At 64.6% G+C, this 24995-nt stretch carries 23 protein-coding genes and 1 pseudogene; 15 read left to right on the top strand and 9 right to left on the bottom strand.

Annotated elements, in window-relative coordinates:
- Positions 1-21: 21 nt before the first annotated feature.
- Both msrP and QM707_RS04475 read left to right on the top strand, forming a co-directional pair.
- Positions 22-996, top strand: coding sequence for a protein-methionine-sulfoxide reductase catalytic subunit MsrP (gene msrP, locus QM707_RS04480; protein ID WP_415001808.1), 975 nt, complete (start codon positions 22-24; stop codon positions 994-996).
- The gene (locus QM707_RS04475) at positions 993-1628 is read left to right on the top strand and encodes a sulfite oxidase heme-binding subunit YedZ (RefSeq protein ID WP_415001807.1); all 636 of its coding nucleotides are present in this window, start codon (positions 993-995) and stop codon (positions 1626-1628) included. Before msrP ends, QM707_RS04475 begins: the two co-directional genes overlap by 4 nt.
- Here QM707_RS04475 and QM707_RS04470 read toward each other — a convergent pair.
- On the bottom strand, positions 1588-2460 hold the full coding sequence (locus QM707_RS04470) for an FHA domain-containing protein (RefSeq protein WP_415000668.1): 873 nt from the start codon (positions 2458-2460) through the stop codon (positions 1588-1590). The two genes, QM707_RS04475 and QM707_RS04470, sit on opposite strands and share 41 nt — an antisense overlap.
- Before the next feature lie 95 nt (positions 2461-2555).
- Here QM707_RS04470 and QM707_RS04465 point away from each other — a divergent pair, with 95 nt between their 5' ends.
- A complete protein-coding gene (locus tag QM707_RS04465; protein WP_415000667.1) occupies positions 2556-2831 on the top strand; it encodes a polyhydroxyalkanoic acid system family protein in 276 nt (91 codons plus the stop codon).
- On the opposite strand, the gene QM707_RS04460 is transcribed toward QM707_RS04465, so the two are convergent.
- On the bottom strand, positions 2824-3681 hold the full coding sequence (locus tag QM707_RS04460; protein ID WP_415000666.1) for an FFLEELY motif protein: 858 nt from the start codon (positions 3679-3681) through the stop codon (positions 2824-2826). The two genes, QM707_RS04465 and QM707_RS04460, sit on opposite strands and share 8 nt — an antisense overlap.
- On the opposite strand from QM707_RS04460, the gene QM707_RS04455 reads away from it, so the two are divergent.
- From QM707_RS04455 to QM707_RS04445, 3 genes are all read left to right on the top strand, one after another.
- Positions 3632-4885 carry a patatin-like phospholipase family protein gene (locus QM707_RS04455; protein WP_415000665.1) on the top strand — a complete coding sequence of 418 codons (1254 nt, stop codon included), beginning with the start codon at positions 3632-3634 and terminating at the stop codon, positions 4883-4885. The genes QM707_RS04460 and QM707_RS04455 overlap by 50 nt on opposite strands.
- A 95-nt stretch (positions 4886-4980) precedes the next feature.
- A complete protein-coding gene (locus tag QM707_RS04450; RefSeq protein ID WP_415000664.1) occupies positions 4981-5544 on the top strand; it encodes a phasin family protein in 564 nt (187 codons plus the stop codon).
- A gap of 183 nt (positions 5545-5727) precedes the next feature.
- Positions 5728-6699, top strand: a complete 972-nt coding sequence (locus QM707_RS04445) for a restriction endonuclease (RefSeq protein ID WP_415000663.1) — start codon at positions 5728-5730, stop codon at positions 6697-6699.
- Between the two features lie 211 nt (positions 6700-6910).
- Here the strand turns inward: QM707_RS04445 and QM707_RS04440 are convergent, their stop codons facing one another.
- Positions 6911-8902, bottom strand: a complete 1992-nt coding sequence (locus QM707_RS04440; protein ID WP_415000662.1) for an SDR family oxidoreductase — start codon at positions 8900-8902, stop codon at positions 6911-6913.
- A gap of 170 nt (positions 8903-9072) precedes the next feature.
- Between QM707_RS04440 and QM707_RS04435 the strand changes: the two genes are divergently transcribed.
- The 7 genes and pseudogenes from QM707_RS04435 (at position 9073) to QM707_RS04405 (ending at position 13822) form a co-directional block, all read left to right on the top strand.
- Entirely contained in the window at positions 9073-9330 is a 258-nt protein-coding gene (locus QM707_RS04435) for an acyl-CoA-binding protein (protein WP_415001806.1), read from the top strand.
- A gap of 3 nt (positions 9331-9333) precedes the next feature.
- The gene (locus tag QM707_RS04430; protein WP_415000661.1) at positions 9334-9960 is read left to right on the top strand and encodes a TetR/AcrR family transcriptional regulator; all 627 of its coding nucleotides are present in this window, start codon (positions 9334-9336) and stop codon (positions 9958-9960) included.
- Positions 9961-10055: 95 nt separating this feature from the next.
- Positions 10056-10181: a type B 50S ribosomal protein L36 gene (gene ykgO / locus QM707_RS04425; protein ID WP_005913193.1), complete on the top strand. Its 126-nt coding sequence runs from the start codon at positions 10056-10058 to the stop codon at positions 10179-10181.
- A 171-nt stretch (positions 10182-10352) separates the two neighbouring features.
- Positions 10353-10686: pseudogene (locus QM707_RS04420) on the top strand (hypothetical protein).
- Positions 10687-10689: 3 nt separating this feature from the next.
- Complete coding sequence (locus tag QM707_RS04415; protein WP_415000660.1) at positions 10690-11721, top strand: agmatine deiminase family protein; 1032 nt, start codon at positions 10690-10692, stop codon at positions 11719-11721.
- Entirely contained in the window at positions 11718-12605 is an 888-nt protein-coding gene (locus QM707_RS04410) for a carbon-nitrogen hydrolase (RefSeq protein ID WP_415000659.1), read from the top strand. Before QM707_RS04415 ends, QM707_RS04410 begins: the two co-directional genes overlap by 4 nt.
- Positions 12602-13822 (top strand): TraB/GumN family protein, encoded by a 1221-nt coding sequence (locus QM707_RS04405; protein ID WP_415000658.1) that lies wholly within the window; start codon positions 12602-12604, stop codon positions 13820-13822. The genes QM707_RS04410 and QM707_RS04405 overlap by 4 nt, the downstream gene beginning before the upstream one ends.
- A 34-nt stretch (positions 13823-13856) precedes the next feature.
- Here the strand turns inward: QM707_RS04405 and QM707_RS04400 are convergent, their stop codons facing one another.
- Genes QM707_RS04400 through QM707_RS04390 form a run of 3 tightly spaced genes read right to left on the bottom strand, consistent with a single transcriptional unit; the run spans position 13857 to position 21438 of the window.
- Positions 13857-16940 (bottom strand): efflux RND transporter permease subunit, encoded by a 3084-nt coding sequence (locus tag QM707_RS04400; protein WP_415000657.1) that lies wholly within the window; start codon positions 16938-16940, stop codon positions 13857-13859.
- On the bottom strand, positions 16937-20278 hold the full coding sequence (locus tag QM707_RS04395; RefSeq protein ID WP_415000656.1) for an efflux RND transporter permease subunit: 3342 nt from the start codon (positions 20276-20278) through the stop codon (positions 16937-16939). Before QM707_RS04395 ends, QM707_RS04400 begins: the two co-directional genes overlap by 4 nt.
- On the bottom strand, positions 20275-21438 hold the full coding sequence (locus QM707_RS04390) for an efflux RND transporter periplasmic adaptor subunit (protein ID WP_415000655.1): 1164 nt from the start codon (positions 21436-21438) through the stop codon (positions 20275-20277). The genes QM707_RS04395 and QM707_RS04390 overlap by 4 nt, the downstream gene beginning before the upstream one ends.
- A 243-nt stretch (positions 21439-21681) precedes the next feature.
- Here QM707_RS04390 and QM707_RS04385 point away from each other — a divergent pair, with 243 nt between their 5' ends.
- Both QM707_RS04385 and QM707_RS04380 read left to right on the top strand, forming a co-directional pair.
- Entirely contained in the window at positions 21682-21963 is a 282-nt protein-coding gene (locus tag QM707_RS04385; protein ID WP_415001805.1) for a c-type cytochrome, read from the top strand.
- A 14-nt stretch (positions 21964-21977) separates the two neighbouring features.
- Entirely contained in the window at positions 21978-22319 is a 342-nt protein-coding gene (locus QM707_RS04380) for a c-type cytochrome (protein WP_415000654.1), read from the top strand.
- An 81-nt stretch (positions 22320-22400) separates the two neighbouring features.
- Here the strand turns inward: QM707_RS04380 and QM707_RS04375 are convergent, their stop codons facing one another.
- The 3 genes from QM707_RS04375 to QM707_RS04365 all read right to left on the bottom strand — a co-directional run.
- Positions 22401-23339 carry a hypothetical protein gene (locus QM707_RS04375; RefSeq protein ID WP_415000653.1) on the bottom strand — a complete coding sequence of 313 codons (939 nt, stop codon included), beginning with the start codon at positions 23337-23339 and terminating at the stop codon, positions 22401-22403.
- Between the two features lie 52 nt (positions 23340-23391).
- Entirely contained in the window at positions 23392-24438 is a 1047-nt protein-coding gene (locus QM707_RS04370; RefSeq protein WP_415000652.1) for a hypothetical protein, read from the bottom strand.
- A gap of 31 nt (positions 24439-24469) precedes the next feature.
- On the bottom strand, positions 24470-24995 hold a 526-nt coding region (locus tag QM707_RS04365; RefSeq protein WP_415000651.1), incomplete at its 5' end, for a NifU family protein.

Below are 24995 nucleotides of genomic sequence, written 5' to 3'. Positions count from 1 at the left end.
AGCCCTGCCAGGAAGCCTGCCATGAGCCAGAAGTACGACCCCGACATCCTCGCTTCGGAAATCACGACGGAGTCGGTCTATCAGTCTCGCCGCCGCCTGCTCCGCGCCGGCCTGGGGTCGCCTCTGCTCCTGCTGGCCGGCTGCGGTCCCCGGGATGCTGACGCCGGCGCAAGCCCGATCGTGACCACATCGGCGAAGGACAGCCCCGATGGCTTCAGGACGAGCGAATCCCAGACGCGATTCGAAGATGCCTCCAGCTACAACAATTTCTACGAGTTCGGTACAGGCAAGGCGGATCCGGCGCGTTATGCCGGCAGCCTGCGGCCCTCGCCATGGCGCGTGGACATCGCGGGCGAAGCGGAAGTCACCGGCCGTTTCAATCTCGAAGACCTGCTCAAGGGCGTGGCGCCCCAGGAACGCATCTACCGGATGCGCTGCGTGGAGGGCTGGTCGATGGTGATCCCATGGCTGGGCCTGCCGCTGGGCGATGTCCTGCGCAAGTTCAAGCCGACGTCGCGGGCGAAGTACGTGGCTTTCACTTCGTTGGCCGATCCGCGACAGATGCCGGGTGTGAGTTACGACGTCCTGGACTGGCCGTATCGCGAAGGCCTGCGCATCGATGAAGCCATGCATCCACTCACCTTGCTCGCCACCGGCATGTACGGCAGGGCCCTGCCCAACCAGAACGGCGCACCGCTGCGCCTAGTCGTGCCGTGGAAGTACGGCTTCAAGGGAATCAAATCGATCGTGAAAATCGAGTTCACCCAGAAGATGCCGCCGACGGCCTGGAATGTTTCGGCGCCGGAAGAATACGGCTTCTACTCCAACGTCAATCCGTCGGTCGACCATCCGCGCTGGAGCCAGAAGACCGAACGCAGGATTTCCGGTACGGCGAGCAAGCTGTTCGCCGAACGCATCGAAACACGACCGTTCAACGGCTATGCCGCGCAAGTCGCCTCGATGTACAGCGGAATGGATCTGCGCAAGTGGTTCTGAGGAAAATCGATTGGCCGTGGCTAGGCCTGAAAACCTGTGCGCATGCGCTGGCCTTGCTGCCGCTTCTGCTGCTGATTCGCGCGACCCTGATCGATGCGCTCGGTGCCGATCCCGTCGCGGAACTGACGCATCGCACCGGCGATTGGGCGCTGCGCTTCCTCCTGTTGTCGCTGGCCATGACGCCCCTGCGACGCGCGCTTGATCGACCCTGGCCCATCCGCTTCCGGCGGCTGCTCGGGCTGTATGCGTTCTTCTACGCCAGCCTGCACTTGTGCGTCTATCTGGTGTTGGACTTGAGCGGATACTGGGCCCAGATTCTTCAGGACATCGTCAAACGGCCGTTCATCACCGTCGGGTTCCTGGCCTGGCTGCTGCTGATCCCGCTCGCGGTCACCTCGACGAAAGGCTGGATCCGGCGCCTGGGACGCCGCTGGGGGCAGTTGCACCGCCTGGTCTACGCCGTCGGTGTCCTGGCCGTGTTGCATTTTTTCTGGTTGGTGAAGGCCGACCTGAGAGAACCCTTGGCCTATGCGGCGATTCTCGGATTGCTGCTGGGTCTGCGCCTTTACTGGCGTTTGCGGCGAAACGCCGTCAAGCCCCGAGCTTCGGCGAATACACCAGCAGCGCCGTGAGTGCGGCCGCAAGTACGGCGGCCGCGGCGATCAACCACCACAAGGCGCTGGGGTCGGACTCGGTCGGTTCCGGATCGTCGCGCCGTTGCGCAGGGGCGCCGCCGGCGACCGGCACTTTCACCGCCTGGAACGTCTGGGTATGCGCCACGTTGCCGCTGCGTATGGCGATCTGCTGACCGCGCAACGGCAAGCCCGGCGCCTCCAGGATGAAACGATGCTGGTCGAAGCTGATCTGGTCGCCGGGCGACAGCACGGCATCGCGCACGGAAACGCCATTGACGATGGCGCCCTCCTGCTGACTGAGCGAACGAAGCACGACGCGGTCGCCATGCAGTTCGAACTGGGCGTGCCGATCGGCCATGCCGGGATCGTCGATGCGGATGTCGCAGCTCGCCGAACGACCGACGACGCGTGGTTCGACCAAGGTAAAACAGCGCCCGAAATGCGCGCCGGACACGCCGCGCAAGACGACGCGGACGGCGCTGACCCGTTGCGCTTCGCCCAGCGCCGGCGGCGTCGCGCCGGGAATGTTCCGTTCGATCACGTGCGAACTGTCTTCGCCTATCACCAACTGCACCTGCTCCAGGCAAACCTGGTCGCCGATGTGCAGCATCGCCAGGCGCTTTACCGGGCGCGCGTTGAGGTGGACGCCGGGCGTGCCGGCCGGAACGCGCAGCCAGAGGCCGCGTCGGTCGGCGACGAAACTCGCATGCAGCGGCGCAAGACCACGCCCGCTCAGGCTGATGCCGTGCGGCACGCGACTGCCGACCGCGACCTCGCCCTGATCGAAGGCGACATCGTCATGTTCGCCATTCGGGAATTTCAGCTGCATCCGTGAGCCCTCCGGCTGGCGAATCTAGCATAGGCTCCATTGGTGCGGACGGCAAAAGCCGGCAGAATGGGGCGCACCCTGCCCCGGACCCATCCATGTCCCAGATCGACATCAAGCGCAGCCACAATCTCTCCCAGGCCGACGCCCGGGGCAAGGTCGAGCAAATCGCCAAGCAACTGGGACGCAAGTTCGCCATGGACCACGAGTGGGAAGGCAACACCCTGCACTTCTCCCGCAGCGGCGTGGACGGGCAGATCAAGGTCGGCGCCAAGCAGATCCATGTCGTCGCCCAGTTGGGTTTTCTGCTGATGGCCCTGAAGGGGCCGGTCGAGCGCGAGATCCATCGGTACCTGGACGAGGAGTTCAGCTGACCTGGAATGGGCGCGCCTCGCCGGCGAATAGCCGGCGCGACACTTCCCGTTCCTGCCGATCTATCCGGGCGAGGAAGGTCTCGGCTCCGCCCAGCTCGGCGAACGCCGAGAATCCTCGCTCCAGGAAAGACTGCAGTTCCGACAGGCCGGCCAATTGCGCCGGAATGCGCGAAGCTTTCAACAGGCGGTGCACGCCGTGCTTTTTTACGGCGGCGTCCAGGTCGGCGCCGACGCGGCCGATCAGCCGGATCTGGCGACGACGCAGCCTGGGACACCCGACCTCGCGGTAGGCCTGGGCATAGTCCTTTACGCTGATGGGCGCGGTTGGCTTCTTTCGCTGCGACAGCCGGTCGGCCATCGCCAGGTCGAACGCATGGCTCAGCACCGCCAACTCGATCGCATCGGCCGCGGCCCTCAGCAGCGATTCCGGCAACAGGCGTGCCATCAGGGGCAGGATGCGGCCGGCATCGCGGTCGCGAGCCGAAAAATCGCGATCGCCATAGAGATCGGTCAGGAAGAAGTTCGCCGCGGGTCGCATGCGCGGGTCGGCGAGCATGCCGGCGAAACTCGTCGTCAAGCGCTTCGATTGCCACTGCTGCAGCGGCCTAAGCGTGGGGAGTCGGTTGCGAGGATCCGCGACCGGATCGTTCAAGGCCTGCTGCCAGGCCAGCCGTTTCGCCAGGCGCGAACGAAGTGCCGAATCCAAACCGTGAACTCTCCCAAGGCTCCGGCGACCGGGGCTGGCGCGCCGCTGGGGTCCGCAGGCTACAATCGCCGCGCCCTCCGCATCTCCGAATAGCATGCTGCTTCTGCAACCCGCGCGAAAGCCTCCCCGCAGCCAGGGCCGCATCGGCCTCGCCATCGCCGGGGGCGGACCGATCGGAGGCATGTACGAGCTCGGCGCTCTGCGGGCGCTCGACGAGGCGATCGAAGGCCTGGACCTGACCCGCCTGGAAATCTACGTCGGCGTCAGTTCCGGCGCGTTCCTCGCGGCCGGCCTGGCGAACCGGCTCAGCACGGCCGAGATGTATCGCATCTTCATTACCGGCGACAGTCACGAAGCGCGCTTCCGTCCCGAGATTTTCCTCCAGCCCGCCTTCATGGAATACATCCGGCGGGCGGCCAACCTGCCCATACTGGCCTACCAATGGTGGCGCGACCTGCTGACCGATCCGACCGGGGCGCACCTGAGCGCGGTGGTCAATCGGCTCGGTGGTCTGATCCCGACCGGCATCTTCAACAACGCCGAGATCGAGCGGTTCCTGCGCAAGGTTTTCAGCAGCCACGGCCGGAGCAACGACTTCCGCGACCTCGACCGCCCGCTGTATGTGGTGGCCGTCGATATCGATACCGGCCAGGCCGTGCGCTTCGGCAGCGAGGACTGGCGGGATGTGCCGATTTCCCGGGCCGTGCAAGCCAGCGCCGCCCTGCCAGGCCTCTATCCGCCGGTAGACATCCGCGGTCATCACTTCGTGGACGGCGCCCTGCGGCGGACCATGCATGCCTCGGTCGTGCTCGATCACGGCGTCGATCTGATGATCGGCATCAATCCGCTGGTGCCGTTCAACGCCAGTCGTGCGCATAGCCATCCGGAAGGCCTGGACAAGCTCTCCGAAGGCGGATTGCCGGTCGTGCTGTCGCAGACCTTCCGCACGCTGCTGCAATCGCGCATGCAGGTGGGCCTGGCCAAGTACGCGCAGCAGTATCCGGAAATCGACCAGATCGTGCTCGAACCCAACGAGGACGATGGAGAGATGTTCTTCACCAACATCTTCAGTTACTCGTCGCGGCAGCGCGTCTGCGAACATGCGTTCCGCCGAACGCTGGACGACCTGAAAGCGCGACGCGCGCAGCTGGCGCCCATCTTCGCCCGACATGGACTAAGGCTGCGCGACGAAGTGCTGGATGCACCGCACTATTCGGTCGCCAAGGGTCTGGGCAAGCCGCCCCGGCACACCGAAACCACCGCACGCCTGCATCGGGCGCTCGATTCGGTCGAAGACATCGTGAAGCGGCGTCATCGCAACCGCCGCCCGGTTAGCAAGCGCCGCTGAGCTCCCGCGGCTATGGTGTGAATGCTCTCAGACAGGCGCTGCAAATTGCGCCAAACACGGGCGTTCGCCCGGCTCATTCGGAGGGAAGTCGCACCATGGCAAAGCTCAAGAAGAACGTCCGTCGCAAAGCCACCGCCAGCAAGGCCAACGCCAACGACCTACAGGCCCGCGCCGAGGAAATCTCGCGCTCGCTCGTCGGTACTGCGCAGCAGATCTGGAGCGCCGGCGTCGGTGCCTTCAGCCGCGCCCAGGGCGAAGGCTCCAAGTTGTTCGAGGCCTTGGTGAAGGAAGGCATGAACATCGAGCAGCACACCCGCAAGCTGGCCACCGGCCGTGTCGACGCGGTGCGTGATGCCGTCGAAAACCGCGTCGGTTCCGTGCGCGAACGCGCCACCGATACTTGGGACCGCCTCGAAAAGGTGTTCGAGGAGCGCGTGCAACGCGCCCTGCACCGTCTCGGCGTGCCCGGCCGCGAAGAATTGGTGGCCCTGACCGATCGCGTCGATGCGCTGACCACCCAGCTCAAGCGTGGCGGTGCCGCGCCGGCCGTGCGCAAGCTGCCGGTCAAGAAAGCAGCCAAGGCCCCCGCGAAGAAGGTTCGCAAGGCCGCGCGCAAGTCCCTGCCCAAAACTCCGAAGCCGGTCGCCCCCAAGGCCTGACCCGCACGGTTGTGCCCGCCAGCCAGCAACGAAGCCGTCAGATCCCTCCCCTAACGACTTCCGGCTGGCGGGCCTTTCTAAGCCCCAGACAAAGCCCGGCCTGGCCGGGCTTTTGTTTTTCCGGGCCGCAGGCGCCAGCCGTCCGCGTTATGCTTCGACGCATCGAAACAAAGGGAGTACGACATGTCAGGATGGCTGCTCGCGATCATAGTGACCGTGCTGGGCCTGGCGGTCAGCGGTTACTGGTTCGGCGTCCTTCGACGCCAGGCAGCGGAACGCGAAGCCGGTATCCAGGCATTGGCCGGATTGAAATGGCGCGAGTGCATCGGCCTGGTGCTGGAGGCCTTGCACCGCGATGGCTATCGTGAGGCGCCGGCGTCGCGCCAGCCCGGCGATGGCGGCACCGAATACATGATGATGCGGGGCGACGACAAGGTCCTGCTCAGCTACAAGCACGGCACCGCGTATCGCCTGGGCGAAGCGAACGTGCGCGATTTCGGTAACGGCGTTCAGCTGCAGGGCGCCGATCACGGCGTCCTGGTGACCCTGGGCACCGTCGAGGGCATGGCGCGGGACCTGGCCAGGAAGATGGATGTCGAACTGGTCGATGGCGCCGCGCTGTGGCCCAAGGTACGCGGCTACGTGCCGGCATCCATCCGCGACACGGTGCGCAAGCAGGCGTCGGAACAGACGCGCAAAGGGCTGTGGACCGGCGTGGCGGTGAGCTTCCTGCTCGGCATCATCGCGCTCTTCGCCATGCCCGGCGCCGACGAGCCCGCCGGCGATGCCACGGTCGCGGCCGACAGCGTTCCGACCGCCGACAAGCGCAAGGCACAGGTCGACCCGACCTTGCGGCAGATCCAGGAAACCGCGAAAGCCATGGCCGAAGTCGAGAACCTTAGCGCCGACGAAAAGGCCGCGCGCCGCGCCGAAGCCGCCAAGCAGATCGGAGCGATTCCGCAGGTGGGCAGCGCCGCCTGGTCGACGCAGTCCACTTTGCTGATCAGCGTCAAGGAAACCGATGGCAAGGACGAAGCCCTGATCGAGGAGGGCTGCCGCATCCTCACGCAGTACGAAGAGTTGCGCTTCTCCCGCTTGCAGATCGAACCGCCGGCTTCATCAGAGGTACCGGTACGCTGGAGGCAATGCCAATAGCATCGGCTCCCGAAGCAAAGAAGAACCCCGCCGCAAGCGGGGTTTTTCGTCGGGGCGACTGGACAACCGGGATGCTGCCGTCATGGATGACGGAGGCGCATTTCAACAGCGCAGCTGGCAAATGCCGGAAACGCAGGAGCGGTTTCCGGCCTGCCTCACCGAGAATCGAAGCATGCGCCGCCGATAGGGCCGCACATTACTGCTTCGATTCTCACCAATGCACGCCCCGCATCACCGCTGCGAACGCGATCTGCTCGTTGGTCGGCGCCTCGGACTTCATCGCCTTGCGATCGCCGCGCGCCGCCGCCGAATCCGGGAACATCTCGAAAGCGGTATTCATGATGATTTCGTAGGCCTTCGGCATCAGTGCGTTGAGCGTCGCGGCGAAGATGCCGGTGCGCGTGGCCACGCGGCTCGGACGCTCGATGATCGCCTTCACGACCAGATCCGCCGCTTCGTCCGGCGTCAGCGTCGGCACCGAATCGTACATCTTGGTCGGCGCGATCATCGGCGTCTTCACCAGCGGCATGTTGATCGTCGTGAAAGCGATGTTCTTGCCGCTGAACTCGGCCTGCGCACAACGGCTGAAGGCATCCAGCGCGGCCTTCGAAGCCACGTAGGCCGAGAAGCGCGGCGAACTGGCCAGCACGCCGATCGAACTGATGTTGACGATATGGCCCTTGCGCCGATGCGTCATCGTCGGCAGGAAGCCCATGATCAGGCGCAGGCAGCCGAAATAGTTCAGCTGCATGGTGCGTTCGTAATCGTGGAATCGATCGTAACTGAGTTCGATCGAGCGACGGATGGAACGCCCCGCATTGTTCACCAGCACATCCACGTGCTTGTGGTCGTGCAGCACCTTCTTCACCAATTCGTCGCAGGACGCCATGTCGGTCAGGTCGCAGGTGTAGGCCCAGCATTTGCCGCCGGCGGCGATGATCTGGTCGCGCGTCTTCAGCAACTCCTCCTCGCCTCGCGCGACGATGATCGTCTTCGCGCCCGCTTCGGCGACTTTGAAGGCCGCCGCCTGGCCGATGCCGGAGGATCCGCCCGTAATCAGCACGACCTTGTTCTCGACCTTGCCACGCAGCGAATGGTCGACGAACAGGTCCGGATCAAGATGGCGCTCCCAGTAGTCCCAAAGGCGCCAGGCGTAGCTCTCGAGCTCCGGCACCTTGAGCTTGCTGCCCTTCAAGGCGCGCTCCACCTCGCGCGTATCGAAACGCGTCGGATAATTGATGTTCGCCAGTATCTGCCGCGGGATGCCCAGGTCCTTGAGCATCATACTGGTGAAGCGCTTGACCGGCGGCAGGTTCAAGACCGCACCGCGCACCGGCGCCGGCACGACGGCCAGCATGCGCGCATCGAGCCGCATGGTCATTTCCGGCGCGTGCGCCGCCCGGCAGAACACGTTCATGACCTGGCCGATGCGCAGCGGATCCGGGTCGACCAGGTGGAAACAACCGCCGTCCAGCCCCTTCTTGTGGGCGATGTAATCCATCGCATCGGCGACGAAGTCCACCGGCACGATGTTCATGCGCCCACCCTCGACGCCGAGCGTCGGCATCCACTGCGGCAAGGTCTGACGGATCTTCTTGATCAGCGTGAACAGGTAGTACGGACCGTCGATCTTGTCGATCTCGCCGGTCTTCGAATGCCCGACCACGAAGGCGGGGCGATAGATGCGGAACGGAATCTTGCAGTGCTTGCGCACCAGGCCTTCGGAATCGTGCTTGGTGCGGAAGTACGGATCCTTGTCCAGGCCCTCGGCCTCGTTGAACATGTCCTCGCGGAACACGCCGGGGTAAAGACCCGCCGCCGCGATAGAACTGGTGTGGTGGAAGCAGCCGGCCTTGACCGCGGTGGCCAGCTCGACCGCGTGCTTGGTGCCTTCGATATTGGCGATGCGCTGCGAGTCGGCATCGGCGCCGAGATCGTAGATCGCGGCCAGATGGAAGAAGTGCGTGATCTTCCCGGCCAGCGCCTTTTGCTGCGCGGCGCTGACGCCGAGTTTCGGCTGCGAGAGATCGCCGGCGACGGCGACGACGCGCTTGCGGTCCCAGCCCATCTTCTCCGCCACCGCTTCGAACTTCTTCTCAGAACCCTTGCGCACCAGCACGTGGATCGTGCCCTTGCGCTTGAGCAGGTTGCTGACCAGGTAACGGCCGATGAAACCGGTGGCACCGGTAACGAAGTAGGACATGCTTCCCCCAAAGGACCTAGGAACCACGGCGGCGCGCCGTTGGCATCGGCCTAAGTTGCCAGACCGGAACGGCCCTGACAAACAGGCGATGGCCGGCGTCGCCGGCTTCGTTGACCAGTCTGGGGGCGCATGATTACATGCGCATTGCCCCCTCCTTCGAGCCCGCCGCCGTGTCCGATCTGAAGAAGCAGTTCGAGAAAGCCGCCAAAGACGTCATGAACCTGCCCGAGCGACCGGACAACGACACCATGCTCAGGCTCTATGGCCTGTACAAGCAGGGATCCGAAGGCGACGTGAAAGGCCCGAAGCCCGGCTTTTTCGACTTCGTCGGCACGGCCAAGTACGAGGCTTGGGAGCAGCTGGCCGGCACCGATTCGGAAACCGCCATGAAGAAGTACGTCGACCTGGTGAAGAAGCTGGTGTCCTGAGCCATGGCGCGTCAGACCCGCCAGCGGATCCTCGATACGTCCCTGGCCATGTTCAACGCGCAGGGCGAACCGAACGTCACCACCAACCACATTGCCGACGAGCTGGAGATCAGCCCCGGCAATCTGTACTACCACTTCCGCAACAAGGACGACATCATCGAGCAGCTGTTCCAGCGCTACGAGGAGCGCATGGACTCGGCTCTGCTCGCGCCCGAGGGACGCCTCCCCAATCTCGAGGACATCTCGCTGCAGCTGCACCTGGTGTTCGAGTGCATCTGGGAATACCGGTTCCTGTACCGCGACCTGGTGGACATCCTCAGCCGCAACAGGCACCTGCGCCTGCGCTTCTCCCGCATCCTCAAGCGAGCGGCGGGCAATGCGACCACCGTCATGCGCGGGCTGGTCCAGGCCGGCGTCATGCGGGCCTCCGCCACGGAGATCGAGGCGACGGCCACCAATATCCTCGTCCTGGCCACGTTCTGGCTCAATTACGCCTCGGTCCGGGGCGACAAGGACGAGCAGGAAGCAATCCGGCTGGGGATCGTGCAGGTGATGATGCTGGTCTCCCCCTTCCTGCGGGACGAGGAACGGGTGCACCTGAACTCCCTGACCCAGGCCTACCTGCGCTAAGCCGCTGTTTCCGGCCCCCAAGTACTTGTATTGCAAGCGCTCTTTAGCCGGGCTATACTTTCGCTTCTTTGTTGAACCGTTCTTAGGAATCCACCATGAAAGTCCTGTCGTCCCTCAAGTCGGCGAAGACCCGCCATCGCGACTGCAAGGTCGTCCGCCGTCGCGGCAAGGTCTTCGTGATCTGCAAGTCCAACCCGCGTTTCAAGGCTCGTCAGCGCTAAGCGCGACCGCCGCAGAACGAGGTTCAGGACGCCGGCGCAAGCCGGCGTCTTTTTTGTTGCCGGCGAAACTGCCGCTGAACCGCACGCCGGCCAGCCTCGACCGCGATTGGTCAAGGCGACCGCGATTTGCCAGAATCCTCGCGCGGACATCCCGCCAAGCGGAGCACACCCATGAAGCGTATGACCCTACTCCTGGCGATCTCGGTCGGCCTGCTGGGCAGCCTCGCCATCCAGGCCGATACCCTGCTCGTCGACCGCGCCCAGAGCGAACGCGCGGCGCTGCCCAATCGCGGTGCCACCATGGCCCAGGTCGAAGCGCGCTTCGGCCCGCCCCTGCGCAAGTTCGATCCGGTCGGCGGCCCCGGACCGCGCAAGAACAACACCACCGATCACCCGCTGGATGTACCCGAACTTCAACGTCTACTTCGAGTACAACCACGTTGTCGACGCGGTCATCATCAAGGCCAGCCCGACCGAAGTGGGGCCGGCCCCCGCCCGCCAGTAGTCGATGGTCGATTCCCTGCGCTTCCCGGCGGAATGGGAACCCCAGTCCGCCGTCCTGATCGCTTGGCCGCACGCCGGCACCGATTGGGCCGAACGACTGCCTGACGTCGAGACGACCTACGTCGCCCTGGTCGCGGCGATCACGCGTTTCCAGCGTACCGTCGTCTGCGTGCAGGACGCCGCACTGCGCTCGCATGCAGAAGACATGCTGGCCGGCGCCGGTGTCGATCTTTCGAAGGTCCGCTTCGAGACGCTTCCGTATAACGACACCTGGCTGCGCGATTCCGGGCCGATCACCCTGCGCTCGAGCGACGGTTTCCACCTGCTCGACTTCCATTTCACCGCTTGGGGCGGAAAGTTCGAAGCCGGACTGGACGACCGCATTGTTTCCGAACTGCACGCCCGCGGCCTGTTCCAGCGCGCCGAACGCGAGCGCATTCACTTCGCGCTCGAAGGCGGCGCCATCGAGACGGATGGCCAGGGCGGACTGCTGTCGACCTGGCATTGCCTGCACGAGCGCCATCCCGATTCCAGCCGCGAAGAGATCACGGCGAAACTGCAGGACTGGCTGCGCCAGGATCGCACGCTGTGGCTCGATCATGGCTATCTCGAGGGCGACGACACCGATGCCCACATCGATACGCTGGCGCGTTTCGCCGGCCCCGATGCCATCGTCTACCAGGGCTGCCAGGACCCCCTGGACAGCCATTACACCGAACTGCAGGCAATGGCCTCCGAATTGGCGGCCTTTGGCACGCGGGAAGGAAAGCCGTACCGCCTGTTCGAACTGCCCTGGGCCAAGCCCATTCTCGACGAAGGTCGCCGCCTGGCTGCGTCCTACGCCAATTTCCTGATCGTCAATGGCGCCGTCCTGATGCCGGCCTATGGCGATGCCGCGGATGCCGCCGCCGTCGAGGTCCTTCGCCTCGCATTCCCTGATCGCGAGATCGTCGCCATTCCCTGCCGTTCGCTGATCTGGCAGAACGGCAGCCTGCACTGCATCACCATGCAACTTCCCGAGGGCCTCGTCGCATGAACAACAAGACCCTGCCGGTCGCGCTGATCCAGGAAGCGGACCATGGCAGCGCCGACGCCAATCTTTCCGTCATCGAGCAGCGCGTGGCCGAGGCGGCGAGGCGCGGTGCCCGCCTTGTCCTGCTGCAGGAACTGCATAACGGCGCCTACTTCTGCCAGCACGAGAATGTGGCCGAGTTCGACCAGGCCGAGTCCATTCCCGGGCCGAGTACGGAGAGACTCGGCGCTCTCGCGCGCAGCCATGGCGTCGTCATCGTCGGTTCGGTATTCGAGCGACGCGCCGCGGGCTTGTACCACAACACCGCGGTAGTGATCGAAAAAGACGGCTCGCTCGCCGGCAAGTACCGCAAGATGCACATCCCGGACGACCCGGGCTTCTACGAGAAGTTCTATTTCACGCCGGGCGATCTCGGCTTCACGCCGATAGACACCAGTGTCGGCCGCCTTGGCGTGCTCGTGTGCTGGGACCAGTGGTATCCGGAAGGTGCGCGCCTGATGGCGCTGGCCGGCGCCGAGTTGTTGCTGTATCCGACCGCCATCGGATGGGATCCGGACGATCGGCAGGACGAAATGGCGCGCCAGCGCGATGCCTGGGTGCTCAGCCATCGCGGACATGCGGTCGCCAATGGCCTGCCCGTGCTCAGTTGCAATCGCGTCGGCCACGAACCCTCGCCCCTCGGCACGTCGGGCATCCGCTTCTGGGGCACCAGCCATGTGCTCGGCCCGCAGGGCGAGATGCTGGCCCAGGCCAATACCGATGAGCCCGAGATCCTGATGCATGAAGTCGACCTCGCCCGCAGCGAACACGTGCGGCGAATCTGGCCATTCCTGCGCGACCGACGCATCGATGCCTACCACGATCTGTTGAAGCGATATCGCGATTGAACACGAACGACGAAGGCGCGACGCCCGATTTCCTCCATGACCAACCGCACGCCATCGTCGAACGCGAGGGCGTGCGCTACACCTTGCTCGGCACCGCGCATGTGTCGAAGGCTTCGGTCGAAGCCGTAGAAGCCGCACTCGCCAGTGGCCGGTTCGACGCGGTCGCCGTCGAACTGGACGCGCAACGGCATCGTGCCCTCACCGACCCCGACGCCTTGGCGAAGCTCGACCTGTTCCAGATCATCCGCCAAGGCAAGATCGGCCTCGTCGCCGCCAACCTCGCCCTCGCCGCCTATCAACGCCGACTGGCGGAGCAACTCGATGTCGAGCCTGGCGCGGAACTGAAAGCCGCTGCGGTGGGCGCGCGCGAACGCGGTCTGCCCCTGTACCTGATCGATCGCGACGTCGGCACCACGCTCAAGCGTGCCTGGTATGGCCTCGGCTTCTGGGGTCGCAGCAAGCTCATGGCCGGCCTGATGGGCAGCCTGTTCGTCGACGAAGAAGTCGAAGAGAACGAGATCGAGAAACTCAAGCAAGGCGACATGCTCGAATCCACCTTCGGCGAGTTCGCCCGCGACACGCCGATCCTGTTCGAGAAGGTCATCGGCGAGCGCGACCGCTACATGGCCGCCCGCTTGCGCGAGGAAACCGCCATGCCGCGCCCCGGCGAAGTACTGGCGGTGGTCGGTGCGGGCCATCTGAAGGGCCTGTGCGAAGCGCTGCGCGAGGGCGCGCACGATCCGCTCAAGCTGCGCGAAGAGCTCGACGTATTGCCGCAGCCGGGCAAGATCCCCTGGTTCACCATCATCGTGGCCAGCCTGCTGCTCGGCCTGTTCGCCTGGGGCTACTACGAAGGCGGCGCCGCTCTGAGCGGCAAGCTGGTCTGGAACTGGGTCTGGATCACCGCACTCGGCGGCGCCCTGGGCTGCATCGCCGCCGGCGGACATCCGCTGAGCATCGTCGCGTCCGCGCTCGCATCGCCCATCACGCCGCTGATCCCTGCCTTGAGCTCGGGCATGGTCAGCGCCTTCATCGAAGCCTGGCTGCGCAAGCCGACCTATCAGGACATGCTGAACCTGCGTAGCGATACCGGCACCGCCTCAGGCTGGTGGCGCAATCGCTTCGCCCGCGTTTTCGTGAACTTCACGACGACCAACCTGGGAACGATGGCCGGGACCTGGATCGCGCTGAGCTACGGCATCCATAGCCTCAGCTGAAAATCGCCGCATCGGTCGATGCGGCGATCCCGAATCACGCTTCGGTCGCCGGGCGACGCCGCAGCGGCGCCGCATCGCGCGCGCGCCGGAGCACGCGCAAGGTGTTGGCGCGCAGGTCGTCCAGCATTGCGTAGATGGTCGGCAGGAACAGCAGGCTGACCACCGTCGAGAAGGCCAGACCGCCGGCCACTGCCCGCGCCATCGGGTAGTACGGCGGGCCGTCGCCACCGATCGCCGCGCCCGCGAAGCACAACGGCAGCATGCCGAGGATGGCGGTCGCCATCGTCATCAGGATCGGGCGCAAGCGTTCACGGCTGCCGGCTACCAGGGCATCGGTCCGGTTCATGCCGCTGCGGCGCAATGCGTTGATGTGTTCGACCATCACGATGCCGTTGTTCACCACGACGCCCATCAACACGAGCATGCCGATCATCGCCATGATCGAGAACGACGTACCGGTCAATGCGAACACCCAGAACACGCCGAGGAACGAGAAGATGATGCTGCTCAGGATCGCCAACGGGAACAGCAGGGATTCGAATAGCGCGGCCATCACCACCAGGATCATGAAGATGGCCAGCATCATGTTGATGCCCATCTGCGCACCAGCCTGGTCGTCCTCCTGGAACGTCTGACCCCAGCTCCAGCTGTAGCCGGGCGGCAGGCGCACGCCGGCGAGATAACCCTCGACGGCCTTGCGCGCATCGTCCTTGGTCTTTCCTTCGGCGATGCTGGCGGTGATCTTCTGCGAGGTGCGGCGGTCCTGGCGGGAAATCTGCGACGCGCCCTTGCGGATCCTCACATCCACCATCGACAGCAGGGGTACCGTGCTGCCGTCGCGCCGATGCAGGTTCAGGTTCGACAGGTTCTCGATGTGGAACTTCTCGGCACCGGCGAAGCGCAAGGTCACCGGCACTTCGGTGTCGTCGCGCCGGAACTCGCGCAGGGGCGCGCCGCGCAGGGCGATGCCGATGTACTGCGCCACTTCCTGCGCGCTGAAGCCATAGGTCGCCGCGCGCTCGCGGTTCACCGTGACCTGGATCTCGGAGTTCTCGTCGCCGGAATCGACGCGCACGTCGCGCAACTCGGGCAATCGCGATAGCACCGGCACCATGCCCTCGCCGATCTCCACCAGCGCCTCGCTGGAATCGCCGTTGACGAAGAAGGAGATGTCGCTGTCGCCGCCACCACCGCCGCCACCGCCGTCGTTCTGGAAGCCGATCTCGGCACGCGCCAGCTTCGGCATTTCCTTGCGCATCAGCTCGCGGATTTCGCCCGGATTCTTGACGTCGTCGTTCAACGTCAGGCGGAACCCGCCCCATCCCTGCTCGGCGTAGAACACGTAGATCTGCTTGAGGTGATAGCGCGCGCGATTCTTCTCGAAGTGCGCCTCCACCTTGGCGATTTCGTCCGACATCTGTTCCAGGCTGTAGGAACCCTTCCAGTTCACGTACAGGCCCATTTCCGTGCCGGCGTCCTGGCCGAACATGTCGAACTTGGTGAACTTGAGCGGCACCAGGCTGAGCAGGATGATCGCCACGATCAGCAAGAGCCCCTTGCCGCGGTGTATCAGCGTCCAGCGCAGCGCACGGGCGTACCAGCGGCTCAGGGCCGGGATGAAACCGTGTTCGGCGGTTACCGCCGGCGGCGTCTTCAAGTAGGCGCTGATCATCGGGATCAGGCTAACCGCCACCAGCCACGAGCACAGCAGGGCGATCGTGATCGTGATCGCCACTTCGCCGAGGAAGATGCTGATGCGGTTGTCGGCGCCGAAAAGATTGGGCAGGAAGACGATGATGCTGCTCAGGGTGCCGCCGCTGATCGCCAGTTGCACCCCGCGAGTGCCCTCGATCGCGCAACGACGCGGATCGTCCGGATACTTCTCACGGTACTGGTAGATGCTCTCCACCACCACCACCGCGTTGTCCACCAGCATGCCGATGGCGAGCAGCAGGCCCATCATCGACAGGATGTTCAGGGTGATGCCGAGGAAATGCATCGCGCCGAGCGTCATCACGATGCAGATCGGGATCGCCAGCGTGACCATCAGCGTGCTGGGCCAATGGCGCAGGAAATAGTAGAGGACTATCAGCGAGAGCAAGGAACCGATCAGTCCGGCCTCGACCAGCTCCTTGATCGAATCGGTGACGCTCTCGGCCTGGTTGTCGAAGACCAGCACCTGGATACCGGCGAGCTCCGGCGACGATTTGATCGCCTCCAGCTCCTGCATCACTTCGCGCGAGACGTTCACCAAGTTGGCCGATTGCTCGCGGAAGATGTCCAACCCAACCGCCGGGCGCCCGTCGAGTCGGCGGCCGAAATCCTGCCGCTGGGGTTTCAGGCGGACGTCGGCGATGTCGGAAAGCTTCAAGCCGTTCTCGTTCAGCACCAGATCGCGAAGTTCGGACAGGTGGCGGATCTCTCCGACGGGCTGAACGCGCAGGCGGCGCTTGCCTTCGTTGATTTCGCCGGCGGAAACGGAGAAGTTGACCGAGGCGAGCTTGGCGGCGAGCTCGTTGAGGCTGACGTTATGGGCGCCCAGGCGTTCCGGGTCGATAGAAACCTCGACCTCGTTCGGCGACGCGCCGGTAATGTCCACCTTCGCGACGCCCGGCACGCGTTCGATGCGGCGCTGAACTTCGCGCTCGATCAGCTCGTACTCGTTGCGCAAGTCGCGGTTCGACGCGAAGCGCACGCGTATCATCGGCTGATCGGTCGGCGAAAACTTGAAAACGAAGTAACGCTGCAGATCGTCCGGCAAATCGGAACGGATGGCGTCGATGCGGTCGCGCGCCTCGCTGGCCGCCACCGCCACGTCGCGGCCCCAATCCGAGAACTCGATGAAGACGTTGGCGCCCTCCGGGCGACTCTGCGAGTTCATCGACTTGATTCCCGGTAGGGTCGCCAGGGCTTCTTCGACCGGCCGGGTGATGCTGCGCTCCACTTCCTGCGGCGTGGAGCTGGCGTAGGGCACGTTCACCATCAGGAACGGTACGTTGAACTCCGGAAACTGTTCCAGCGGCAGGCGCACCGCCGCGATCAACCCGATGACGACCATCGAGACGAAGAACATCACGGCCGTCACCGGCCGTCGCAGGCTGATCTCGGCCAGCGTCACGGGTGGGCACCCTCGGACGCCGCGAGCGCGGCACGCGCCAACTCGCCGCGACGCAGGTAGTGCTCGTCCGACTTGCGATCCAGCAGGTCGTAGACGATCGGGATCACGACCAGGGTCAGCAGCGTGGAAACCGCCAGGCCGCCGATGACGGTGATCGCCATCGGCGCGCGCACTTCGGCGCCATCGCCGCCGAGGAAAGCCAGTGGCGCGAAGCCGAACAGGGTGCAAAGCGTGGTCATGACGATCGGGCGCAGGCGCGATTCGGCGCCGCGGCAGATCGCCTCGCGTTTGCCGACGCCTTCCTCGCGCAGCTGGTTGACCTTGTCGATCAGAACGATGGCGTTCTTCACCACGATGCCGACCAAGAGGATCAGGCCGATGAACACCACCACCGAGATCGGCGAGCCGGAGAGCCAGAGCGCCGCGACCGCGCCGACGATGGCCAGGGGCACGCTGAACATGATCACGAACGGGTGCAGCAGCGATTCGAACTGCGAAGCCATGACCAGGTAGACCAGGAACAGGGCGAGGCCGAAGGCGAACAACAAGGATCGGATCGAGCTGTCGAGCTCTTCGCTCTGGCCGCCGAAGCCGAGCCGGATGTCGGCGCCCAGCGGGTTCTTGCGCACGAGTTCGCGCACCTCTTCCACCGCCGTGCCGAGGTCGATGCCGCGCAGGTTGGAGGAAACGATGGCGACGCGCGTCTGATCGGAGCGGTGGATTTCGCTGGGTCCGACCGTCTCCACGACGTCGGCCACGGCGTCGAGGGTCACGGGCCGGTCGCTCTGCGGATTGACGATGATGCGCCGAATATCGTCGACCGAAGCACGATCCTTTTCCTGGCCGCGCACGAGCACGTCGATCTTGCGATCGCGGAAGCTGTAACGCGTCGCCACTTCACCGCGAACCTGGCGCACGACCTGGTCGGCGATCTGCCGGGTGGTCAAGCCCAGTGCGGCGGCGCGCTGCTGGTCGAAGACGATCTGGACTTCCGGGTAGCCCTGTTGAACCGTCGATTTGACGTCGGCGAAGTGCGCCGAGCCCTGCATCAGTTCGGCGAGACGGCGGCCGGCACGCTGCAGCGACTCGAGGTCCTGACCGCGCAGTTCGATTTCCAGCGGCGTGGAGAAACTGAAGAGCTCCGGCCGGCCGAATTTCACTGCGATATCCGGATAACGGGCCATCGTCTTGCGCATGCGCTCGGTGACGGCGGCTTCGGTTTCGCGGCTGTAGTGATCGCCCAGCACGACCGAGAGCTTGGCGACGTTTTCGCCCGACTCGGTGGGGTTGGCGTCCAGGCGCGTGCCGGTACCGCTGACGCCGTACAACGCGTCGATGTCCTTGTCGCCGTCGTGCGCCTGCTGCACTGCGCGCACCAGCGCGTCGGTTTCGCGCAATTGTGTACCGGGCGGCAGGCGCGCGGTCATTTCGAAACGATCCTGCGCCAACTGCGGGATCAGGTCGGTACCCAACGTCATGCCGATGGCCATCGCGATCGCGAAAGCGACCGCCGCACTGCCGAGGATGATTCCAGGGCGGTCCAGGGCTTTGGGTAGCGTGCGGTGATAGGCACTGGCGGCCCATTCGTAGGGAATGAGGATCTTCTCGCCCACGAGGGCCAGGGACTTCCCGACGGTCAGGCCGAAGGCACGCGCAGCCGTCACGACGGCCACGCCGATGCCGAAAACGACGGCACCGATGCCACGCGTGGCACCACGTCGCGTGACGGCGGCGAAACGCCCTGCCTTGCTGGTCGGCTGCCAGTCCGGATGCGCCGCTTCGCCCTCGAACGAAAGCGGTGCGCGGGCACGGATGGAAGACAGCATCGGGATCAGGGTCAGCGAGACGATCAGCGAGATCATCAGCGCGATCGACACCGTCAGCGCCTGGTCCTTGAACAGCTGACCGGCCACGCCTTCGACGAATACCAGAGGGAAGAACACGGCAACCGTAGTCAGCGTCGAGGCGACGACCGCCATGCTGACTTCGCGCGTACCGGCGATGGCGGCCTGCAGCATGCCCAGCCCGCGCTCACGCGCTTTCGCGATGCTCTCGAGAACGACGATGGAATCGTCCACCACCATGCCCGTCGCCAGGGCGAGGCCCGCCAGCGACATCACGTTGAGGCTCAGGCCCAGCTGATCCATGAAGAAGAAGGTGGCGATGATCGAGACCGGCAACGACAGGCCGATGACGAACGTGCTCCAGCCGTCGCGCAGGAAGAAGAAGATGATCAGGATCGACAGCACGCCGCCCAACAACGCTTCTTTCTTGACTTCGCTCAAAGCATTCTTGATGAACTTCGATTGGTCCTCGATCGTCTGCACCGGGATGCCGTCGATCGTGTAGGCGCCCGGCCTGCCCACCTCGCCCGGGCCCGGCGGCCCGGTGCGCCCCGTGCGCTCCATGTTGCGCAAGGCTGCCTGCACGGCCTCGGCGACCGCGACGGTATTGGCGTCGCCCTCCTTGTAGACGGCGAGTTCGACCGCTTCGCGACCCTTGAACCGGATGACGGCTTCGCGTTCCTTGAAGCCCTGCTCGACACTGGCGACGTCCTTGAGCCGGATGGGCACGCCATTGAGATTGGTGATCAGCAACTCGCGCATCTGCTGCAGGTTGCTGAACTGGTTGACGGTACGCACCAGATAGCGTTCGCTGCCTTCTTCGATGCGACCGCCGGAGACGTTGACGTTCTCCTGCTTCAGGCGATCGATCACCGTGCTCGCCGGCAGGTTGAGCTGGGCCAGGCGCTCGGCGTCGATCAGCACCTGCACCTCGTCTTCGAGGCCGCCGGCGACCTTGATCGCGGCAACGCCTTCGACCGGCTCCAGCTTCTTCTTCAGCTCGTCGTCGGCATAGCGGCGCAATCGCATCAGCTCAGCCTGCTCGCTGCCGTTGCCCTTCTCCGGGGTCGTGAGGACGAGGCGCATCACCGGCTCGGTGGACGGGTTGAAGCGCAGCAACACCGGCGCTTTCGCTTCCAGCGGCAAGCGCAACACGTCGAGTTTGTCGCGCACTTCGAGGCTGGCCTGGTCCATGTCGGTGCCCCAGGCGAACTCGAGAACCACATCGCTCTGACCGGTGCGCGAGACCGACTTGAGCTTGCGCAGGTTCTTCACGACGCCGACCGCTTCCTCGACCGGTTCGCTGATCAGCGTCTCGATCTCCGCCGGCGCGGCACCCGTGTATTCGGTGCGCACGGTCAGCGTCGGATAGCTCAAGTCCGGCAGCAGGTTGACCTTCAGGCCCAACAGCGCGATGACGCCGAAAATCACGAACGTGAGCGTCACCATGAACACGGTGACGCGACGACGTGTGGAAAGTTCGACGAGGCTCATCGGGCAGCGGTCTGCGCAACGCCCGTGGCCGGCGCGGCGGCCGGAACGATGATCTGCACCTCGCTGCCGTCGCGGATGGCGACCTTGCCTGCGGTGACGACCTGGTCGCCGTCCTTCAGGCCAGATCGAATTTCGGCCAGTTCGCCGTTGGTGTAGCCGAGCTGCACGGGCACGCGCTGCGCCTTGCTGCCGCGGACGACGTAAACGGCGGGTTCGCCTTCGTCTTCGAGCAGGGCGATGCGCGGCACTGTCAGCGCATCCTGGCGCTGGTCGTAAACCACCTCGATGCGGCCGAACATGCCCGGGCGCAAGCCCGGCGAATTGTCGAAGGCGCAGACGACGCGGAAGGTGCCGCTGCCGGAATCGACGACCGGCGAAACACGGTCGATGCGGCCTTCGAAAGTCGTACCGCTGATGGCATCGACGAGCATGCGGACCGGCAGGCCGGCCTTCAGACGGCCCATCTCCCGCTCGGGCACGTTCAGCACGCCTTCCAGGTGCGAGTTGTCGACGATGCGGAACACCGGTGCATTGAGCGCGATGAGGTTGCCCGGCTTGACCATGCGCTGTGCGATCACGCCGCTGATCGGAGCCGTGATGCTGGTGTAGGAAAGATCGAGCTTGGCCAGCGCCAGGCTGGCGCGCGCGGACTCGAGGTCGTAGCGGATCTGGTCGCTGGCCTCGGTGCTGACGAGCTTCTGCGCCAGCAGCTCCTGCGAACGACGATAGTTGTTGGCGAGTTTGTTGACGGTAGCCTGTTGGCGCTGCACTTCCAGGCTGACCTTGTCGGGATCGATACGCGCCAGCACCTGGCCGGCTCGCACCATGTCACCCTCTTCCGCGAGTAGCTGGGTCATCACGCCCGAAGTCTTGGCGACCACCTGCGCTTCGCCCGGTGCCTCCAGGTTCGCCGTGCCGGAATAGCTGGCCGCGATTGGCTTACGCGTCGCTTTCGCCACTTCCACCGGCACGGCCTCGATTTTCGGCAAGGGCTTGCCATCGGGACCGAGCTTGGCCTGTTCCTGGCCCTTGCCATCGGCCTTGGCATCTCCACCGCCGGTGGACACCTTGCAGCCGGCAAGCGCGAGGCTCCCCAGCAGCAGGGCCGCGATGCTCGCCCGCAACAGGGAGGAGGAAGGATTCGCAGGTTTCGGGCTCATGAAAGGGACTCGTGAAGGGCGGGTGTTATACTTGAATAGAACAGTAACCAAAGGCCTTTCGGAACGAATGTGCCGAAAGTCGGTATGACGCCTGGAGCGGTCGCTTCGTTGCATCGCTTCGCTCCCCCTGTCTGCATGAACGCAGTGCGGCTATACTTTCGGGCTGGATCATTCGTCGAACGTCACTGTCGGAAAATATCGATGAAACAAGTGCTTCTGACCGCCGTACTGTTCTCCGCCGCCCTGGCGGCGCCCGCTTTCGCCAAGGGCGACATCGCCCGCGGCAAGAAGCTGGCCTATACCTGCACCGGCTGCCACGGCATCGTCGAGTACAAGAACGCCTACCCGAGCTATCGCGTGCCGAAGATCGGCGGCCAGAACGAGCAGTACCTGGTCGCGGCCCTGACCGGCTACAAGAAGGGCGAACGCAACCACCCGACGATGAAGGCACAGGCCGAGAGTTTCTCGGATCAGGACATCGCTGACCTCGCCGCCTACCTCGCCAGCGCCAAGCCCAAGAAGTGAAGGGAATCACGAACATGACGACGATCCGTACCGCCGCCGCCCTGCTCGCCCTGGCTTTCGCTGCGACCGCAGTCGCCGGCCCGAAAGGCAATGCCGCCGCCGGCAAGGACAAGGCCGAAAAGGTCTGTGCGGCCTGCCACGGCGCCGACGGCAACAAGACGCTGGACAATACCTATCCTCGCCTGGCCGGGCAGTACGCCGACTATCTCGATAAGGCGATGCGCGATTACCGCTCCGGCAAGCGCAAGAACGCCATCATGGGCGCGCAGGCACAGCCACTGACGGACAAGGAAATCGCCGATCTCGCGGCCTACTACGCGGCGCAGAAGTCCGAGATCCACGATCTGAGCCACTGACCACCCGGTCAGCAGGCGTCGCACGACGGGCCCCTCGGGGCCCGTTTGTTTTTCGCGAAGTTCGGCGTCCGCGCCGACGGATCAGTCGGCCTCCGCTTCGGCTCGTGACATCACCTTGGGCATCTCTAGGGGCTTGCGGCATTCGCGGTCATAGAGCTGCCGCGTCTGCCGCCACACGTCCTGCGTCTGCGTACTCACGATCTTGTCCCACCATGCCTGGCACTGCTTGTCTTCTTCCGGGCTGAGCGTATTCGGGTCATCGCCCGGCGGCAGGTAGTTCGCACCGGCAACCTCAATGCCGCAGCCGCCGCCCAACGCCAGGATCGAAATCTTGCATACCAGCGTCGCGCGCGGGTTGCCCGGCATCGGCATGCGCACTTCCTTGGTGGTCGCTTCCATCGCCCGGGTCAGCAACTCGGTCAACAGATCCTGGTTCGGCTTCCAGTCCTTGTCGAAACGCGTCGGCTCGTAGGCCAAGTAGTTGCGGCGTTCCAGCAGTTTGTCGGCCTTGTCGAGACCGGGCGTCTGGTACGAGAACTGCCGCTGGTCGCCGAAACGCTTGTCCAGGTCCTCCATCAGGCCGTCGGGCAGTCGAACGCGGCCGTCTTCCGTATAAAGGCTAATCGCTCCGGGCTTCATCGGCTCGGGCTTGTTTCGCGGTGTCATCGCCGTCGAGGGCGCACGGGCCGACGGGGTCGAAGCGACCGCAGGCTCCGGTGAGGAGGGCCGATCTTCCTGCGGTTGCTCGGGCTCCGGGCGGATCAGGATGTCTTCGTGGTTAGTTGGCGGCGGCAGATCGATAAAGTCGATCTGGATCGCCTCGTCCTCCCTTCGTTCCTCGCGCAAGGACTCGCCGAGCGGAAGATAGGCGAAAGCCAGGACGTGCAGGCCGATCAGTGTGCCGAGCAGGGGCGCGCGCCAGCGCCTCGGCAAGTCTTCGCGCGGTTCCGTATCCAGCGAGAGCGGCTGCCACTGGTCGCCGTTGCGAAACTCGAGTTGCCAGTCCGGTTCCGCCAGCATCGATGGGCCATCGCGAGAGATTGCGGCTTAGTGCAGCGAGTATCGCGAAAGTTCACCGAGCCGCGAAGGATTCTTCGTCCGATTGTTCGGATTGCGTTACGCGCAGCGACTGCGCCTGCTGTTCGGCGCGCTCGCTCCTGAGCTTGTACAGCCCGAGAATGGTGTCGACGAAATCACGCCCGATGAAGCGCGCGGCCGGAACCGCATAGAAGTTGATGCTACTGGTCACGCGATAGTGGGCGACTATCTCCAGCCGGGTCCTGCCGCCCGACAGCGGCAGTAGGTTGAACTCGGTATCTTGCAGATCGAAGAAGCGCCCGCCGATCTCGACGTGCTCGTCCATCGATCCCTCGGGGAAGGAATTCGCGTCGAAGCGGTAATGCCATCTTATCCGGCGATATGGAACGCTCTCGGTGACATTCGCCGCGAAATTGACGCCTCGTTCCCAGCGCGAGAAGCGCACGATGCCTTCGGGCGTGCGTATATTGATGCCTTCGACAGGTCGAGGCACGCCCATCAGATGCGTCAGGCTCAAGGGCAATTCGTCTCGCCTTATCGCGCGAGCGGAGACGATCTGCTCCCACACGGTACGCGGCTCGGCATCGATGACGACGGACGAAACCAAGACCGAATTGTGCTCCGGCATCGGAACGCGCTCCTCGCCCATCATGATCAGGAAAGGCAACACCACGATCGACATCAAAGTGCTGCGCCGTCTCCTGACGAAATGCATCGCGGCGCCGGTAAGCACGCCGCCGAGGCTGGCGACGAAAAGAAACAACGGCGCCATCATCACCAGGCAAATGGAGCCTTCGAGCAGTGCGACAGCGCAGCCGGCAAGCATCAGGACCACCGCGATCCAGGGGCCGAATATGTAGAACAGCCACGATTGCGTGATGTGCCGGCAAGCGAACACGGTGATGGAACCCAGGACAAAGGGCGTGCCGATCAGGAAGGCTGCCGACATCACGCCCTTGGCGCCCTCGGGCATCGCACCGAACAGAACGCGCAGGGCGATCCCGTAGACCACTCCACCGATCAGCCATGTCCACCAGGCCGGCCGCAACTTCCATCGGCTGGGCGAATCGTTCTGGTTCATCGAATCGCCTGTATCGAATGCCGTAGGCCGCTCAGCGCGGAATATACGGCGCCGCCCCGGTCGAATGGTCGGTAGCGTCGCGCACAGCGCTTATCTCCGGAATCCGGCCCTTCAGTGTTTTCTCGATGCCCTGTTTCAGCGTCACGTCCGCCATGCCGCAACCGTGGCAACCGCCGCCGAAGCGCAGATAGACGACGCCGTCGGCGTCGATCGAGTCCAGGGCCACCTGGCCCTTGTGCGAAGCCAGTTGCGGATCGATTTCGGAATCGAGCAGCCACTGCACACGCTCGATCAGGCTGGCATCGCCCTTGGGAGCTTCGCCCTTGATGCGCGGCGCCTTGATCGTGAGCTGGTTGCCGGTCGGTTGGGCGTGGATGTCGATTGGCTCATCGAGGAATTTCGCACTGGGCGCGTCCACGTAAAGCACGAAACCCTCGCATTGCACTTCCCACTCGTCGCCCAGCAGATCGCCGTGTTCGGCGAACTCGAGCCGGGCGTCGGCCCGGGGCGTGCCGGGATGCACGGCGGAGATGCGGATGCCGACGGCATCGCCGCCT

The sequence above is a fragment of the Arenimonas sp. genome, assembly GCF_047602345.1.
Classification (GTDB): Bacteria; Pseudomonadota; Gammaproteobacteria; order Xanthomonadales; family Xanthomonadaceae; genus Arenimonas.
This window is presented reverse-complemented; position numbering and strand designations above follow the sequence as displayed.